The following is a 16,974-nucleotide window of genomic DNA, read 5'->3' as shown; positions in this document are numbered from 1 at the left end:
GAGGCTACCCATGAAACTCAAGCACCTTCTCCAGCACAGCGTCCTGGCCGCGGCCCTGGCAACGGGCGCGGCCCACGCCCAGAACGTCGTGCTCTATTCGTCGAACAACACCGAAACCATCGAAACCGCGCTGGATGCGGTGAAGAAGAAGTCGCCCAAGCTCAATGTGCAGCCCGTCACCGGCGGCACGGGCACCATGATGAAGCGCATCGAAGCCGAATCGCAGAATCCGCGCGGCGACCTGTTCTGGAGCGGCGGTTTCGGCACGCTGGGCGCCTACCGCCAGCATCTGCAGCCCTACCGCCCCGCCGACCTGGACAAGATCCCCGCGCAATTCCGCGGCCCCGATGATCTGTGGGTAGGCACAAACGTGCATGTCATGGTCATGATGGTCAACGAGCGCCAGCTCAAGGGCCTGCCGGCCCCGGCGACGTGGTCCGACCTGATGCAGCCGCAATGGAAGAACAAGTTCGCCATCACCGACCCGTCCAAGAGCGGCACGGCCTACATGCTGGTGTACGGCCTGTACAAGCAGTTCGGCCAGGAAGGCCTGGACAAGATCGCCGCCAACGCCGTCGTCACGGCCTCGTCGGGCACGACCTACAAGGGCGTGGCCGCGGGCGAATACGCCGTGGGCATGACGCTGGAATACGCCGCCCAGGAATACGTAGCGGGCGGACAGAAGGAAATCAAGCTGGTCTACCCGACGGAAGGCAGCTACCTTGCGCCCGAGGGCATGTTCATCATCAAGGGCGCCAAGAATCTGGATGCCGCCAAGGCCCTGTACGATGGCCTGCTGAGCAAGGAGTCGCAGGAGGCCCAACTGGTGAAGAACTTCCGCCGCCCCACCCGCACCGACGTGGCCGTGGCCAACCTGACCACGCTGCCGGACCTGGCGACCATCAAGATCTTCCCGGTCAGCCAGGAAGCGGCCGCTACTGATTACGAAGCGGTGGTGACGGCCTGGAACCAGGCCGTCGCGAAGTCCAAGTAAGCCTGCCGGCCTGGGTGCGCCGGGGCGTCAGTTGCCCTGGACCATCCGGCCGCCGGCCAGCACCAACTGGCGCCCGCAACGGGCGGCCAGCTGCGGATCATGCGTCACCAGCACCAGGGTGGTGCCATGCTCGCGGTGCAGATCGAACATCAGGTCAATGACCGTCACGCCCGTGGCGGCATCCAGGCTGCCGGTCGGTTCGTCGGCGAACAGCAGGTCCGGCTGCACCACAAAGGCCCGCGCCAGCGACACCCGCTGCTGCTCTCCGCCCGACAGCGTGCGCGGATAGTGATGCAGGCGCGCGCCCAGCCCCACGCGCTCGAGCATGGCCTGCGCTGCGTCGCGCGCCGCCTGACCCGCCAGCTCCAGCGGCAGCATCACGTTTTCTAGCGCGGTGAGATTGGGCAATAGCTGAAACGACTGGAACACGAAGCCCACGTGATTGGCCCGCAGGCGCGCGCGGCCGTCCTCGTCCAGCGCGAACAGATCCTGGCCGGCCAGGTGTACGCTACCCATGCTGGGAACATCCAGCCCGGCCAGCAGTCCCAGAAGGGTCGACTTGCCCGATCCCGAGCTGCCCGTGATTGCCACGGCGCTGCCCGCCTCGACCGTAAAATCAATGCCTTCCAGGATAGACAGCGTCCCGCCGGCATCGGCCACCCGCTTGCCCAGCCCTTTCACCACGATCGAATTATTGCTATCCATGCGCCTATTTTCCCATCTGCTTCTTGTGTCCGCCCTGGCCACCGCCATGGTGGCGCCCGCCCACGCTCAGACCGCCGCGGCGGCCCAGGGTTCCGCGCCGCGCACCGTGCTGGTGGTTGGCGACAGCCTGTCCGCCGAGTATGGCATCAAGCGCGGGACAGGCTGGGTGCCCCTGCTGTCCGCAAGGGTTTCCGAACAATACCCGAAGTTCAAGGTGGTCAACGCCAGCATCAGCGGCGACACGACCAGCGGCGGCGTCGCGCGGCTGCCCGCGCTGCTGCGCCAGCATGCGCCCGCGGTGGTCGTGCTGGAACTGGGCGCAAATGATGCGCTGCGCGGACTACCGCTGAACATGACCGAGCAGAACCTGCGCGCCATGGCGCAAGCCGCCCGCAAGGCCGACGCCGACGTGCTGATCGTCGGCATGCAGATTCCGCCCAACTACGGCCGCGACTACGCCGAGCGCTTCGCGGCGGTGTTCCCAAAGGTTGCCAAAGACGAAAACGCCCGGCTCGTGCCCTTCCTGATGGAAGGCATTGCAACGAACCGGGCGATGTTCCAGGCCGACGGCATCCATCCGAACGAGGATGCCCAGCCTCAATTGCTGGACAACGTGTGGCCGACGCTGCGGCCGCTGTTGAACTAGGGCCTGCGCGCCGGCTGGCGGACAGGCCCTGGCCGTGGGAGGGTCAGCCCGCGGCCTGCGGCTGATCGCCGCGGATGACGTCTGCGGCGGCCGGCAGCACATTCACCTTGTACTCTTCGCGCAGCATGCGGATCATGGCTTCGTTTTCGGCCTGGCCCCAGGCGCCCGACAACTGCTGCGCCAGGCGCTCCTTGTCGGCGGCTTCCGTCTTGCCGGCCTCGACCTTCTCAACGCGAACCAGCGTGTAGTCCGCACCGGCCTGCACACCGGCGTAGGCCGGCAGTTGAGCCGCAGGCAGACGCATCACGGCGTCCAGCACCTGGCGCGGCAGGTCCTTGGGATCCTGGCGCGACACGACGACGGCGGGCGCGAAGCCCTCGGGCGCGGCAGCGGGATTGGCCTTGTCGGCCGCCAACGCGGCTTCGCCGGCCTTCTTCGCGGCTTCGGCTGAACGCTCGTCCAGCAGCTTGCCGCGGATGAGATCGCTGACCTTGTCCAGCGGCGGCACGTGGGCCGGCTCGACCGCCGCAACACGCACGGCCAGCATCGTATCCGGCGCCAGTTCGATCACGCCCGAATTCTGCTTTTCACGCAGCACGTCGGGCGAGAACAGCACCTGGCGCACGCGCGGGTTGTCCAGCAGCGCGGCATCGGGGCTGTCGGCGGCGGAGCCCGGGCCGACGCTGGCGGCCGGCAGCAGGCCTTCGCGCGTCACGCCCGAGGCGGTGCGCAGCTTCAGGCCGACCGCGTCGGCGGCGGGCTGCAGGCTGTCGCGCTGGTCGTACACCTGCTTGTTCAGCTGGGTGGCCATTTCCGAAAAGCGCTGGGCGGCGATCTGCTTGCGGACTTCGGCGGTGATCTGGTCCTTGACCTCGGCCATCGGCTTGATGGCCGACGGGTGGATCTCGGTGACCTTCACGATGTGCAGGCCGAACGGGCTTTCGATCACGCCCGACACCTGACCCTGGGCCAGGCTGAAAATGGCCTTGTCCAGCGCGGCGGGCTGGGAGCCGGGGGCGATCCAGTCCAGGTCGCCGCCCTTGGACGCCGAGCCCGCGTCCTGGGAGAACTTCTTGGCCAGTTCGGCGAACTGCGACGGATTGGCGGCTGCTTGCTTGGCCACGTCTTCGGCCTTGGCGCGGGCGGCCTTGCGCGCATCTTCAGATGCGCCCGGCGCCAGCTCGATCATGATGTGGCTGGCGCGGCGGCGTTCCGGCGTGCCGAAGCGGTTCTTGTTTTGTTCGTAGTACGAAGCCAGGTCCTCGTCCTTGACCTGCACGCCTTGCGTGGCGGCGGCCTCGTCCAGGACCACGTATTGGACCTGGACCTGCTCCGGAACCTGCAATTGCTGCTTGTTGGCGTCGTACCAGGCCTGGATGTCGGCGGGCGCGACGGTGACTTGCGACCGGTAATCGGCAGCGGCGAAGTGGCGCAGCTGGACCGTACGGTTCTGCGTCAGGGCCGATTCCAGCGACGACACGACTTCGGCCGGCGCGCGGGCCGATTGGCCGACGGGCTCGAGCACGCGGGCCACGGCCAGATCGCGGCGCAGGCCGGCTTCGAACGAGGTCGGGGACATGCCCTGCGCGGCCAGCACCTGGCGATAGCGCTCGGGCGAAAAGCGGCCGTTGTCCTGGACTTCCGGGATGGCGGCGATGGTGTTGCGCAGCGTTTCGTCGGAGACCGAGAAGCGGTTGTCCGAGGCCACGTTGGCCAGGAGGCGCTGGTTGATGAGCTGGTTCAGCAGGGCCTCGCGCAGCGCGGGCGTGTCGATCACGGCCGGGTCAAACTGCGCGCCCAGGCGCTGGCGGAACTGCTCCAGCTGGTTGCGGTGCGCCTGGTCAAACTCGGCGCGTGAGATCGGCTGGCCGGCGACCGTGGCCAGCTCAGGCTCCTGACGCATGAAGCTGTCATAGCCTTGAATCCCGACCAGGAAGAAGGACGGCACAATCAGAAGCAGCAGGATGAACTGCATCCAGCGCCGATGGCTGCGAATAAATTCGAACATGGAATCCCTGTTGCCGCGCTCCGGGGGGTTACGCCCGGGGCCGCACGAAAACGCATAAAAAAAGGCGAACTCGATTCGCCCTATTCCCATACCGGTTGTTGTTGCTTTGTTACCGGGTCAGCCCGCGGATTTTACCATTTCTCATTCATGAAGGCGCTGCGGCGCGCCTGAAAGAGACAAGGGCCGCCGCCCGGGTCAGCCGTCCCCACGGATACCCCCCGCCGTCAACCCGGGAAATCACCATTTCCGCCCCACCCGCCCCCCCGTATCGTGGCCTCAGGGTTAGCCCGCACCCGCGGCGGCCCACGGGCCGGTCCACGGCCGGCTCTTCCCTCATCGCACGCTTAAAGGTAACCACTGATGCCGCTCACGCCTCCCCGCCTGCATATCCTGAGAACCTGCCTGGCCCTGGCTTTCCTGGGGAGCGCCCACGCGGCGCTCGCCGCCCCCGTGGCCGCCGTGCACGAGGCAGCCAAGGGGCAACAGCAGGCCATGCTGGACACCATGCGCGACCTGGTCAACATCGAATCAGGCAGCAAGGACGTCGAAGGCGTGGAGCGCATCGCCGAACTGATCCGCGACCGGCTCAAGGCGCTGGGCGGGACGGTGGAGATCATCGCGCCCACCGACGTTTTCCGGCTGGACGACACGCCCAAAAAGGTCGGCCCGATGGTTCACGCCGAATTCAAGGGCAGCGGCAGCAAGAAAATCATGCTGATCGCGCACATGGACACCGTCTACCGCAATGGCATGCTCAAGGACCAGCCCTTCCGCGTGGACGGCGACAGGGCCTACGGACTGGGCATCGCCGACGACAAGCACGGCGTGGCCGCCATCATCCACACCCTGGCGATGCTGAAGGGCCTGGGCTTTGCCGACTACGGCACCCTGACGGTGCTGATCAACGGCGATGAGGAAATCAGCTCGCCCGGCGCCCGCAGCACCATCACGCGCCTGGGCGCCGACCAGGACGCCGTGTTCTCCTTCGAGGGCGGCGGCATGGAGCCGCGCCTGACCCTGGCGACCAGCGGCATTGGCGCGGCCTACCTGACCGTGCAAGGCAAGACCTCGCATGCCGGCGCCCGCCCGGAAGGCGGCGTCAACGCGTTGTATGAACTGTCACATCAGCTGCTTCAGCTGGACAAGCTGTCCAAGCCCGAAGACGGCCTGAAGCTGAACTGGACCGTCGCGCAGGCCGGCACCAACCGCAACGTCATCCCGGGTCTGGCCACCGCGCAGGGCGACGCCCGGGCGCTGCGCGTGTCCGACTTCGACGCCCTGGCCCGGACGCTGGAAGAGCGGGTCCAGAAAAAGCTGCTGCCCGAGTCCAAAGTGAGCGTCAAATTCGAAGTGCGCCGCCCGCCGCTCGAGGCGACGGCCGCCTCGCGCGCGCTGGCCCAGCACGGGGTCCAGATCTACAAGGAACTCGACCTGCCCATGAAGGTGGTGGACCGCGCCAGCGGCGGCGGCACCGATGCCGCGTTTGCCGCCTTGAAGGCCCGCGGCCCCGTCATCGAAGGCATGGGGCTGAGCGGCTTTGGCGCCCACTCCAACGACGCCGAATACATCCAGATCAACAGCATCGTGCCCCGCCTGTACCTGGCCACGCGGATGATCATGGACGTCTCGCAGGACAAGGCGCCGATGAAATAGGCCTCGGTCCGGGACAGGAAGCGCGCCCTGAGAACAGGGTATCCTTGCAACCTGTCCCAAAAAGAACCCGAAAGCAGCACCGAAATGACCGCAAACCTTCCCTCCTGGCCCTACTCCCGTTACATCGCGCATCGCGGCGGCGGCCGTCTGGCGCCGGAGAACACCCTGGCCGCGATGCGCGTGGGCGCCGCGCACGGCTTCACGATGTTCGAATACGACGTGAAGCTCAGCAGCGACAACGTGCTGGTGCTGATGCACGACGACGACGTCGACCGCACGTCCAATGGCCAGGGTCCGGCCGCGGCCAAGCCCTATGCCGAACTCGCCCAGCTGGACTTCGGGGGCTGGCATTCGGCCGCCTACGCCGGCGAACCCCTGCCGACCTTTGCCGCAGTCGCCCGCTATACGGTCGCCAACGGCATCGCCAGCAACGTCGAGATCAAGCCCTGCCCCGGACGCGAAGCCGAAACCGGCCGCGCCGTCGCGCTGGCCGCCCGCCAGTTGTGGCAAGGTGCGGACACGGCCCCGCTGCTGTCCTCGTTCGCCGAGGAAGCGCTTGCGGCCGCGCGCAAGGCCGCGCCCGAGCTGCCGCGCGCCCTGCTGGTCGAAAAAGTGCCGGCCGACTGGCGCGAACGGCTGGCCAAGTACGACTGCGTGGCCCTGAACATCAACCAAAAGGACGCCACCCGCGAACTGATCGACGCCGTGCATGCCGCCGGCTATCGCATCGCCGCCTGGACCGTCAACGACCCCGAGCGCGCCCGCCTGCTGCTGGACTGGGGCATCGACGGCATTTTCACCGACGAGCTGGCCGCGATCCGGCCCGCCGCCTGAGGCAGAAGACCCGTGTTCAGCTACCGTCACGCCTTTCACGCCGGCAACCATGCCGACGTGCTCAAGCACGCCATCCTGGTCCACACCCTGGACTACTTCAACAAAAAGGACGCGCCCTACTGGGTCATCGACACCCATGCAGGCGCCGGCCTCTACAGCCTGGACAGCGACTGGGCGGCCAAAACCTCCGAATTTGCCGACGGCATCGGCCGCCTGTGGGAGGCCACGGACCTGCCCCCCATCCTGGCCGAATACGTCAACCGCATCCGCAGCTACAACACGAACGGCCGGTTGCGCCGCTACCCCGGTTCGCCGTGGCTGACGCTGGACGCGCTGCGCCCGTCGGACCGGCTGCGCCTGTTCGAGATGCACCCAACCGAAATCGACACGCTGGTCGGCAACCTGGAACACCAGGGCCGCGCGGCGCAGCGCCAGACCACGATCTACGGCGACGACGGCTTCGAGGGCGTCAAGGCGCTGCTGCCGCCGCCCACGCGGCGCGGCATGGTGCTGATCGACCCGTCCTATGAAGACAAGCACGACTACCGGCGCACGCTGCTGACCGTCAAGGAATGCATCAAGCGCTTCGCCACGGGCACTTATGCAATCTGGTATCCGCTGGTGCAGCGCCGCGAGGCCAGCGAAATGGCGCGCCACTTCGAAAACCTGAAGGTCAAGAGCTGGCTGCACGCCACGCTGACCGTCAAGAAGGCCACGATCGACGGCTACGGCCTGCACGGCAGCGGCATGTTCCTCATCAACCCGCCCTGGACGCTGCACGACGCGCTCAAGCAAGCCATGCCTTATCTGGCGCGCGAGCTGGCGCAGGACGAGCGGGCAGGCTTCACGCTGCAGTTCCGCGAGAACCCCTTCCCCGTCCCCAAGAAACACTCGGACGACTGAGCGGCGGCGCGTCCGCGCCCGCCAGCGACAAGGGCCGCGCTACGAGCGCGGCCCTTGTACTTTAGGCGAGTCAGACCGTTTCGGCGGCGGATTGGCGCAGCGCTTCCTGCGCCAGCGCCAGCTTGGACGCCGCGTCGCGCAAGGCGGTGCGCAAGCCTTCCTCGATCACGGGATGGTAGAACGGCATCTCCAGCATCCGCGCCACCGTCAGTTCCTGTTGCACCGCCCAGGCCAGCAGGTGGCCGATATGCTCGGCGCTGGGGCCGACCATCTCCGCGCCAAGGAAGCGGCCGGTCTCGATATCCGCATAGACGTGCAGCATGCCCCGGTTCTTCAGCATGACGCGCGAACGTCCCTGATCGCTGAAGTCCACCGCGCCCGTGACAAACGTGCCCGGCACCAGACGCGCATGGCTTTCGCCCGCCAGCGCGATCTGCGGATCCGAAAACACCACGCCCAGCGGCGCACGCCGCAAGCCTTGCCGAACGTCGGGAAAGCGCGCTGCGTTTTCGCCCGCGATGCGTCCTTCGTCGGCCGCTTCATGCAGCAGCGGCGCGTCGGCATTGGCATCGCCTGCGATGAAGATGGGCGAGTTGCCCGCCTGCATCGTCTGCCGGTCGAACAGCGGCACGCCCTGGGCATTGAGCTTCAGCGACGTGTTTTCCAGGCCCAGGCCGTCGATATTGGGGCGGCGGCCGGTGGCGACCAGCGCGTAGTCGAAGCGCTCGGTACGCTCGCTGTTGTCCAGCGCGATATACCGAATCTCCACTTCATCGCCGACGCGCGTGGTTTCCAGCACGCGGGCGTCCGGGTCCAGATAGAACTCGCGCTGAAAAATCCTGCGGGCCGTCTGGCGCACCTGCGGATCGCTGATGCCGCCCAGGCTGCCGCTCACGCCGAACACGCGCACTTCCACGCCCAGGCGCGCCAGGGCCTGCCCCAGCTCCAGCCCGATCACGCCCGGCCCGAACACGGCCACGCGGTTCGGCAGCTCGTCCCACGCAAACACGTCGTCGTTCACGACGAGGCGGTCGCCCAGCGCGAGGAAAGGCGCGGGCACGGACGGACGCGAGCCCGTGGCGATCACTACGCGCGAGGCCTGAATTTCGGTGTGGTCGTCCACGCGCAACACCGTATCGGACACGAACCTGGCGTAGCCGCGCAGCTTGTCCTGCGAGGGGATGTTCTCCACCCCCTCCAGCACGAAGCCCACGAAGCGGTCGCGTTCGCGCTTGACCCGATCCATCACTTCGGCGCCGTCGACGGAGATCTCGCCGCCGACGTGCACGCCGAACGCTTCGGTATGCGCGGCGGCATGCGCCGCCTCGGCCGCCGCGATCAGCAGCTTGGACGGCATGCAGCCCACGCGGGCGCAGGTGGTGCCATAGGGGCCGCCCTCGATGAGCAGCGCGCGCAGGCCCGCAGCCTTGGCGGCACGGTAAGCAGCCAGGCCGGCGGTGCCGGCGCCGATCACGGCGATGTCGGTGTGCAGTGTTTTCATGAGTGGGTATCCCCCGGTGTTGCGTGTAAGCAGGAATTCAAAGGCGAGTTCCGCCTTATTGCGCATCCTCTGGACGAACGCCGTCCCGCGGCTGGCCGCGCAGCAATGCGATAAGGGTGCGAAAGAAGGGAAACTCGGAAGCGCCGGCCGTGCGGCCACCTGACCGCACCGGCCGGCCAGCCGGGCGGGGAATGCGTCCCCGCCCGGCGGCGCAACTTAGGCGAAGTGCGCCTTCAGGTCTTCCAGGCCGCCGATCAGGGCGCCATTGATGAACACCTGGGGAGCCGTGCCCTTGCCGGACACCGCGCCGATGACGCGGCCGCGGACCTTGTTTTCCAGCGGGATCTCGATCGGGGCGTAGCCCTTGCTGTCGAGCAGCGCCTTGGCTTCCACGCAGAACGGGCAGCCCGGCTTGGAGAACACGACCACTTGGTCGGGCTTCTTGGCCGTCGGGGCGAAGTGCGACAGCATGGTGTCGGCGTCCGACACTTCAAACGGGTCGCCTTCCTTTTCCGGCTCGATGAACATCTTCTGGACCACGCCGTCCTTGACGAGCATGGAATAGCGCCAGCTGCGCTTGCCAAAGCCCAGGTCGCTCTTGTCGACCAGCATGCCCATGCCTTCGGTGAAGGCGCCGTTGCCGTCGGGCAGCAGCGTGATGTTGGCCGATTCCTGGTCCTTGGCCCATTCGTTCATGACGAAGGTATCGTTGACCGAAACGCAGACAATGCTGTCCACGCCGGCGTCGAAAAACGCGGGGGCCAGTTCGTTATAGCGCGGCAGGTGGGTCGACGAGCAGGTCGGCGTGAAAGCGCCGGGAAGCGAGAAGACCACGACAGTCTTGTTCTTGAACAGGTCGTCGGTCGTGACCTTCTTCCACGTGTTGTCCTCGCGGACGGGGAACGTAACGTTCGGAACACGTTGGCCTTCGCGGTTTTGCAGCATTCGAATCTCTCCTTGGGGTAGCGGGGTTTGGTTAACCACCATGGATAGAATCATAAACACCAGCTATTAACTAATCCAATTTAATTAATTTAATTGATTGATAGCCAACAGCAATCGGGTACTTATATTGAAAAGGCTGGATCTATCATAGCCCAGCCTTCCCGCTTGCCTCAGACGCGCGACGGCTCGTAGCCGGCTTCGCGGATGGCGGCCTCTATCTTGTCGGCCTGGTCAGTGCCGGTCACCGTTACGCGATGCGTCGGCAGATCCACCGCAACAGAGGCGCCCGGGGCTGCCTGGTTCACGGCGCCGGTGATGGTCTTGACGCAATGGCCGCAAGTCATGTCGGGCACTTGGAACTCGATGCTCATTAGATTTCTCCTGGGGTTATGAAAGGCTGGCGGGATCGGTCTGTTCCACCATTGAACGCAGGTTAAACCTTCCCATGGTGTCAGGGTCAAGCGTAGAATGGGGCTTGACCTTCCCACAATGGGAAGGATGAAACTGGGTGCTCCCATCCAGACAGAGACTGCCATGAGCGTTGCCGCCCCATCCTCATTTTCCGAGTTGGAACTCGCCATCGAAGGCATGACCTGCGCATCATGCGTGAAGCGCGTGGAAAAAGCCTTGACCAATGTGCCCGGTGTTGCGCAAGCGCAAGTGAACCTTGCCACCGAGCGCGCCCTGGTCTCGTTCGACCCCGCCGCCGCCCAGCCGCAGGCGCTGGTCGCCGCCGTCGGCAAGGTGGGCTATGAAGCCCGTCCGATCGCCGCGCAGGACGACCACGCCGAACGGCAGTCGCAGGCGCGCGACGCCGAGGCGCACCGTCTTCGGGGCGCATTCATCGCCGCGCTGGTATTGACGCTGCCCGTGTTTGCCCTGGAAATGGGGTCGCACCTGATCCCCGCCATGCACCATTGGGTGCTGGACACGATTGGCCAACAGAACAGCTGGCTGCTGCAGTTCTTCCTGACCACGGCCGTGCTGGCCTGGCCTGGACGGCAGTTCTTCACCAAGGGGCTGGCCGCGTTGTGGCGCCGTGCGCCCGAAATGAATTCCCTGGTGGCGCTGGGCGCCGGGGCGGCCTGGGCCTATTCGGTGGTCGCCACCTTTGCCCCCGCCTGGTTGCCTGAAGCGGCGCGCAACGTCTATTTCGAGGCGGCTGCCGTGATCGTCACGCTGATCCTGCTGGGCCGCATGCTCGAAGCCCGCGCCAAGGGCAAGACGGGCGCCGCGATCAAGCGCCTGATCGGCCTGCAGCCGCGGACCGCTCGCGTCATGCGCGACGGCCAGGCGCTGGACGTCGAGATCGAGCAGGTGCGCACGGGCGACATCGTGGTAGTCCGCCCCGGCGAGAAGATCCCGCTGGACGGCGAGATCATCGAAGGCAGCTCCTATGTCGATGAATCCATGCTCACGGGCGAACCCGTGCCCGTCGAAAAGCAGCCGGGCATGCAGGCGACCGGCGGCACGTTGAACACGTCGGGCAGCTTCACCCTGCGCGTCACCCACACGGGCGCGGACACGATGCTGGCCCGGATCATCCGCATGGTCGAGGCCGCCCAGGGCGCACGCCTGCCCATCCAGGCGCTGGTGGACCAGGTGACGGCCTGGTTCGTGCCCGCCGTCATGGCGGCCGCCCTGCTCACCTTCCTGGTCTGGTTCTTCCTGGGCCCGTCGCCCGCGCTGTCGCATGCGCTGGTCAACGCGGTTGCCGTGCTGATCATCGCCTGCCCCTGCGCGATGGGCCTGGCCACGCCCACGTCCATCATGGTGGGCACCGGACGCGCCGCCGAAATGGGCGTGCTGTTCCGCCAGGGCGACGCCCTGCAGACGCTGCGCGACGTCAACGTCGTGGCCTTCGACAAGACCGGCACGCTGACGCTGGGCAAGCCGACGCTGACCGAGCTTGCGCCGGCCGCCGGCCATGACGCGCAGCAGGTGCTGCAGTGGGTGGCCTCGGTGCAGGCCCGCTCCGAACACCCGATCGCGCTGGCCATCGTGGCCGCGGCCGGGGAACGCAAGCTGCCGCTGCTGCCGGCCGAGGGCTTCGCCGCCATCACGGGCGCCGGTGTCGAGGCGTCGGTGGACGGCAGGAAGGTGCTGGTGGGCGCCGCGCGCCTGATGGCCGAGCGCGGGGTGGACGTCAGCATGTTCGGCGAGCGCGCCGCCGACTGGGGCAACGAAGGCAAGACGCCCATCTATGTCGCCATCGACGGCCAGGCGGCCGCCATGATGGCCGTGACGGATCCCGTCAAGCCTTCGGCCGCGTCGGCGATCGCCGCGCTGCATGCGCAGGGCCTCAAGACCGCCATGATCACCGGCGACAACCGCTACACCGCGCAGGCCGTCGCGCGCCAATTGGGCATTGATGAAGTGCGCGCCGAGGTCTTGCCCGACGGCAAGGTGGAAGCGATCGGGTCGCTGCGCGAAGGCGGCCGCAAAGTGGCCTTCGTGGGCGACGGCATCAACGACGCGCCCGCGCTGGCCGCCGCCGACACCGGCATCGCCATCGGCACCGGCACGGATGTGGCGATCGAAGCCGCGTCCGTCGTCCTGATGGCCGACGACCTGCACGGCGTGCCCAACGCCATCGCGCTCAGCCGCGCCACGCTGGCCAATATCCGCCAGAACCTGTTCTGGGCGTTTGCCTACAACGCGGCGCTGATCCCGCTGGCCGCGGGCGCGCTGTATCCGGCCTTCGGCCTGTCGCTGTCGCCGATCTTCGCCGCAGGCGCGATGGCCCTGTCGAGCGTCTTCGTGCTGGGCAATGCCCTGCGCCTGAAGGCGTTCCGCCCGCGCGCCGCGCAGGCCTGAACCGGTATCGGAAATCCAGGAGCAAACCCATGAACATCGGACAAGCCGCGAAAAGCTCGGGCATTTCCGCCAAGATGATCCGCTACTACGAGAGCATCGGCCTCATCGGGCCGGCAGTGCGCACGGACTCGGGCTACCGCGTCTACACCGAACATGACCTGCACACGCTGCGTTTCGTGCGCCGCGCGCGCGACCTGGGCTTTTCGGTGGAGCAGATGAACGAGCTGCTGACGCTGTGGAAGGACCGCAGCCGCGCCAGCGCGGACGTCAAGCGCATTGCGCTGGAGCACGTGCAGGAATTGGAACGCAAGGCCGAGGCGCTGCGCGAGATGGCGGCCACGCTCAAGCATCTGGCGGAGCATTGCCATGGCGACGACAGACCCGACTGCCCCATCCTGGAAAGCCTGGGCTGTTCGCACTGAGGCGCGGCCGGGCGGCGCCTTGCAACAACAGGCGCGCCCTGCCCGGCCCCGAGGCTTATTGCCCCGCTTGCGCCTCGGCGGCGATGCGCGCTTCGTAGGCTTCGGTGGCGGCTTGCTTGGCCGCCGCCTTTTCGGCCGCGGCGGCCAGCTTCGCTTCTTCCGCCGCCAGCGCATCCGCGGCGGCCTGGATGGCGCGTTGGCGGGCGCGTTCCTTGACTTCAAGCACGCCCGCGGCGTCCAGCGATTCGAACACAGCGATGGATTCCACGTGCCCCGTGTGCGGGAACATGTTGATCACGCCGGCGCTCTTGAGCACATAGCCGCCTTCGTGCACGAGAATCGCCGCGTCCCGCGCCAGGGTGGCGGGATTACAGGACACGTACACGATGCGGCGCGGACGCTCTTCGGGCGTCAGTTCCGACAGCGCCTGCGACACGGCGTGTGCGCCTTCGCGCGGCGGGTCGATCAGCATGCGGTCGAAAAAGCCCAGGCTGCGCAGCCAGGTCGCGTCGACCTCGAACAGGTTCAGCGTGGCGAAGCTGGTGCGATCGCCCAGACCGTGGCGCGACGCCGCGTCGAAGGCGCGGTCGGTCAGCGCCTTGCTGCCTTCGACGCCGACGGCTTCGCGGCACTGGGTGGCCAGGGGCAAGGTGAAATTGCCCAGGCCGCAGAACAGGTCGGCCACGCGGTCGGTGGGCTGCACATCCAGCAGCTTGAGCGCGCGCGACACCATCGCGCGGTTGATCGCGTGGTTGACCTGCGTGAAATCGGTGGGCCGGTACGGCATGCGCAAGCCGAATTCCGGCATGGTGTAGGACAGCGCGTCGTTGTGTTCGCGCTCGAGCGCGTGGACCGTGTCCGGCCCCTTGGCCTGCAGCCACCACTGCACGTTATGGCGGGCGGCAAACGCGCGCAGGATGGCGATGTCGCCGTCGGTCAGCGGCAGCAGGTGCCGCAGCACCAGCGCCGTCACGCCGTCGCCCAGCGACACCTCGATCTGGGGCATGCGGTCCGGCGCCGACATCGAGGCGATCATCTCGCGCAGCGGGATCAGGAGGTCGCTGACGTGGCGCGGCAGCACGTGGCATTCGCGCATGTCGGCAACGTAGCTGCTCTTGCGCTCGTGGAAGCCCACCAGCACCCCGCCCTTCTTCGGCACGACGCGCACCGACAGGCGCGCGCGGTAGCGGTAGCCCCAGGTCGGGCCCTGCAGCGGCGCCAGGATCAGCGCCGGGCGCAGCTTGCCGACGTGCCAGAACGTGTCTTCCAGCGCGCGCTGCTTGATGGCCACCTGCGTGGAGGGCTCCAGGTGCTGCATGGCACAGCCGCCACAGACGCCGAAATGCGGGCAGCGGGGCGTAACGCGCTGCGACGAGGGGCGCAGCACTTCGTCCACGCGGGCGGTTTCATAGGAAGGCTTGCGGCGCAACGTCACCGCAGTGACCCGCTCGCCCGGCAAGGCGCCTTCCACGAACACGACTTTCCCGTCGCGGCGGGCGATCCCCCTGGCTTCCAGGTCCAGGGATTCGATACTCAAAACGTCAGACATCTCACGCAGTCCAGAATTGCACGCAACCCGACATTGTAGAAGGACTGGGCGCAATACCGGAAATCGGGTTTGGCGGGGCCGGAACCCCTGCGCGGCGCCGCCGGGCTATCCCGGAAACGCGCATAAAAAAAGGGGCTTGCGGGCGCCGCCTTTAAGCGGCGGCGGCCCGCAAACCCCAAAGGCCGGCGCTGTTCAGGGCGCCGCCACGGATATCAGAATGAACGCGCCACCGAGAAGACGGCGCCGATGCGGCCCGACGGATGGCCGTACTTGGTGGGCAGCCAGTTGTCCTTGGTGGCCCCGACCGCGGCCAGGCCCAGGATCCAGCCCTTCAGGTCCTTGGTCACGCCGACCTTGTAATCGACGTAGTGGCCGATGGAATCGCCGTCCATGTTGGTCTGGTTTTTAAGCTTCTGGTAGCCCACGTGGCCCAGCAGACCCCAGCCGTCGCCCAGGTCGAACGTGGCCGTGCCGTCCAGGTACCAGGTGCCCTTGCTGTCGGGAGTACTGAAGAAATCGCTGGGCGTGTACGAATACTTGAGGCTGTAGTTGCCGTAGGAAGCGCCGAGGTAGAGGTCGGTGTTGTTGTAGTTGCCGCCCTTGGGGGAACTGGAGCCCGGATAGTAGTAATGCAGCACGCCCGCATCCAGCGTAAAGCCGCCACCCACATCGCCCTTCCAGCCGCCATAGAAGTCCATTTCCAGGTTGCCGTCGGTGAACACGAAGCTGGAGACATTCGAGTTCCAGTTGCCCAGGTAGAAGCCCGAGCTGTGCGTCAGATCGAAGCCCAGTTGCACGGCAGGACGGAAGTCGGTCTGCGAATAGCCCCGAAAACGGTAGTCGCTGACTATGGTCGCGTTTCCGCTAAGCGAAAAACCACCCCCCAGATCGGTGGGTTCTGCCTGCGCCGTCCCTGCGAAACAAGCGGCAAGAGCGAAGGGCAAGGCTAGCAACGTCTTCTTCATGGTGCGGAGTCCTGATCGGATTTACGAGGAGGCGGACGGCGCGCTGCGCATCCGGCTGGCCGGCCTTGCTGCACTGGTTACTACCGGCTCGAATCCATAGAAGCAATGTCCGTGCCAGCTTTGGCGCATCGACATGAACCCCGCTCTGCCTGCCGTTGCCGCAGGCACGCACCGGATTGGTGCCCCGATTTGGGGCGTACGGCGGGCCGATGCGTCAAAGCGGGGAATCCGCGGCCAGGACCTGCTGCGGACAATGCTCCGCCCCAAAGAAAAACCCCGCACGCGGGAACGTCCGGGGTTTGGCGGGGCGGTGGATACCGCCCCGGTTGCGGGCAGGAATGCCGGCTTAGTTGGCCTTGGGCGGCGGCGGCGGGGGCACATCGCCGGCGGGCGGAGGCGGAGGCATGCCGTCCCTGCCCTTGCCGTGGCGCCCTTCCATCTTGGCGTGGCGCTCGGCCATCTTGGCCTGGCGCTCCTTGACGATCTTGGTTACCTGGCCGCGCTGGGTGTCGTTCAGGCTGTCCCAGACGGCCAGCCACTGGTCGCGCACCTGCTTGGCCTGCGCGCCGAACTGGTCACGCGATTTCTCGGACTGTTCGACCAGTGCGCGCGGATCCAGCTTGCCGCTGTCCAGCTGCGCCTTGAGCAGGTCGTGGCGCTTGCCGCCGTTGGCGCGCATGGCTTCGTGCAGGCTGCGCTGGCCGTCCTGCGCAGTCTTGAAAAGGGCTTCCTGCTTGGCGTCGAGCTTCAGTTCGGCGACCTGGGCCTTGGACACGGGGCCGATGCCAGGGATGAACAGGCCGTCGCGCATGCCCTTGTGGAAGCCGCCGCCACGGTGGCCATCGTGCATGGCGGCGGGGCCGCCCTCGGCAGCAGGAGGAGGCGCAGCCATGACGGCGCTGGCCGCGAAGCCGCTCGTCGCGGCGACAATTGCAAGGGCGGCCAGGTTGGTGCGGATAGCGAATCGGGACATGTAGGTCTCCTGAAAGTGAAGAAAGCGAGGCCATTGTGCGATCCCGCTGGTTTCATCCA

Annotated in this window: 15 protein-coding genes; 7 read left to right on the top strand and 8 right to left on the bottom strand. The window is 66.8% G+C overall.

Going from position 1 to position 16,974, the window contains the following annotated elements:
- Positions 1 to 10 precede the first annotated feature (10 nt).
- Positions 11 to 994: an ABC transporter substrate-binding protein gene (locus tag KYC_RS06940; protein ID WP_008160313.1), complete on the top strand. Its 984-nt coding sequence runs from the start codon at positions 11 to 13 to the stop codon at positions 992 to 994.
- Between the two features lie 27 nt (positions 995 to 1,021).
- On the opposite strand, the gene KYC_RS06935 is transcribed toward KYC_RS06940, so the two are convergent.
- Entirely contained in the window at positions 1,022 to 1,699 is a 678-nt protein-coding gene (locus KYC_RS06935) for an ABC transporter ATP-binding protein (protein WP_008160311.1), read from the bottom strand.
- Here KYC_RS06935 and KYC_RS06930 point away from each other — a divergent pair.
- Positions 1,698 to 2,345 (top strand): arylesterase, encoded by a 648-nt coding sequence (locus tag KYC_RS06930; RefSeq protein ID WP_008160310.1) that lies wholly within the window; start codon positions 1,698 to 1,700, stop codon positions 2,343 to 2,345. The two genes, KYC_RS06935 and KYC_RS06930, sit on opposite strands and share 2 nt — an antisense overlap.
- A gap of 43 nt (positions 2,346 to 2,388) precedes the next feature.
- On the opposite strand, the gene KYC_RS06925 is transcribed toward KYC_RS06930, so the two are convergent.
- Complete coding sequence (locus tag KYC_RS06925; RefSeq protein ID WP_008160308.1) at positions 2,389 to 4,353, bottom strand: SurA N-terminal domain-containing protein; 1,965 nt, start codon at positions 4,351 to 4,353, stop codon at positions 2,389 to 2,391.
- 360 nt (positions 4,354 to 4,713) lie between these two features.
- Between KYC_RS06925 and KYC_RS06920 the strand changes: the two genes are divergently transcribed.
- The 3 genes from KYC_RS06920 to KYC_RS06910 all read left to right on the top strand — a co-directional run bounded on the left by KYC_RS06920 (position 4,714) and on the right by KYC_RS06910 (position 7,743).
- Positions 4,714 to 6,006 (top strand): M20/M25/M40 family metallo-hydrolase, encoded by a 1,293-nt coding sequence (locus KYC_RS06920; RefSeq protein WP_008160306.1) that lies wholly within the window; start codon positions 4,714 to 4,716, stop codon positions 6,004 to 6,006.
- 84 nt (positions 6,007 to 6,090) lie between these two features.
- On the top strand, positions 6,091 to 6,840 hold the full coding sequence (ugpQ, locus tag KYC_RS06915) for a glycerophosphodiester phosphodiesterase (RefSeq protein ID WP_008160304.1): 750 nt from the start codon (positions 6,091 to 6,093) through the stop codon (positions 6,838 to 6,840).
- A gap of 12 nt (positions 6,841 to 6,852) precedes the next feature.
- Positions 6,853 to 7,743: a 23S rRNA (adenine(2030)-N(6))-methyltransferase RlmJ gene (locus tag KYC_RS06910; RefSeq protein ID WP_008160302.1), complete on the top strand. Its 891-nt coding sequence runs from the start codon at positions 6,853 to 6,855 to the stop codon at positions 7,741 to 7,743.
- Positions 7,744 to 7,813: 70 nt separating this feature from the next.
- Here the strand turns inward: KYC_RS06910 and KYC_RS06905 are convergent, their stop codons facing one another.
- The 3 genes from KYC_RS06905 to KYC_RS06895 form a co-directional block, all read right to left on the bottom strand.
- The gene (locus KYC_RS06905) at positions 7,814 to 9,244 is read right to left on the bottom strand and encodes a dihydrolipoyl dehydrogenase (protein WP_008160299.1); all 1,431 of its coding nucleotides are present in this window, start codon (positions 9,242 to 9,244) and stop codon (positions 7,814 to 7,816) included.
- A 216-nt stretch (positions 9,245 to 9,460) separates the two neighbouring features.
- Positions 9,461 to 10,189, bottom strand: a complete 729-nt coding sequence (locus tag KYC_RS06900) for a glutathione peroxidase (protein ID WP_008160297.1) — start codon at positions 10,187 to 10,189, stop codon at positions 9,461 to 9,463.
- A 170-nt stretch (positions 10,190 to 10,359) separates the two neighbouring features.
- Positions 10,360 to 10,560 (bottom strand): heavy-metal-associated domain-containing protein, encoded by a 201-nt coding sequence (locus tag KYC_RS06895; RefSeq protein ID WP_008160295.1) that lies wholly within the window; start codon positions 10,558 to 10,560, stop codon positions 10,360 to 10,362.
- A gap of 163 nt (positions 10,561 to 10,723) precedes the next feature.
- Between KYC_RS06895 and KYC_RS06890 the strand changes: the two genes are divergently transcribed.
- Together KYC_RS06890 and cueR are read left to right on the top strand one after the other, a co-directional pair.
- Complete coding sequence (locus KYC_RS06890; RefSeq protein WP_008160293.1) at positions 10,724 to 13,006, top strand: heavy metal translocating P-type ATPase; 2,283 nt, start codon at positions 10,724 to 10,726, stop codon at positions 13,004 to 13,006.
- A 29-nt stretch (positions 13,007 to 13,035) separates the two neighbouring features.
- Entirely contained in the window at positions 13,036 to 13,428 is a 393-nt protein-coding gene (gene cueR / locus KYC_RS06885) for a Cu(I)-responsive transcriptional regulator (protein ID WP_008160291.1), read from the top strand.
- Positions 13,429 to 13,483: 55 nt separating this feature from the next.
- Here the strand turns inward: cueR and rlmD are convergent, their stop codons facing one another.
- The 3 genes from rlmD to KYC_RS06870 form a co-directional block, all read right to left on the bottom strand.
- Positions 13,484 to 14,977 carry a 23S rRNA (uracil(1939)-C(5))-methyltransferase RlmD gene (gene rlmD / locus KYC_RS06880; protein ID WP_008160289.1) on the bottom strand — a complete coding sequence of 498 codons (1,494 nt, stop codon included), beginning with the start codon at positions 14,975 to 14,977 and terminating at the stop codon, positions 13,484 to 13,486.
- A gap of 212 nt (positions 14,978 to 15,189) precedes the next feature.
- Complete coding sequence (locus KYC_RS06875) at positions 15,190 to 15,942, bottom strand: TorF family putative porin (protein ID WP_008160287.1); 753 nt, start codon at positions 15,940 to 15,942, stop codon at positions 15,190 to 15,192.
- 346 nt (positions 15,943 to 16,288) lie between these two features.
- Positions 16,289 to 16,915: a hypothetical protein gene (locus KYC_RS06870; protein WP_008160284.1), complete on the bottom strand. Its 627-nt coding sequence runs from the start codon at positions 16,913 to 16,915 to the stop codon at positions 16,289 to 16,291.
- Positions 16,916 to 16,974 lie beyond the last annotated feature (59 nt).

The organism is Achromobacter arsenitoxydans SY8 (genome assembly GCF_000236785.1).
GTDB lineage: Bacteria > Pseudomonadota > Gammaproteobacteria > Burkholderiales > Burkholderiaceae_B > Achromobacter > Achromobacter arsenitoxydans.
The sequence above is the reverse complement of the archived record's forward strand: the minus strand, read 5'-3'. Positions and strand labels throughout refer to the sequence as shown.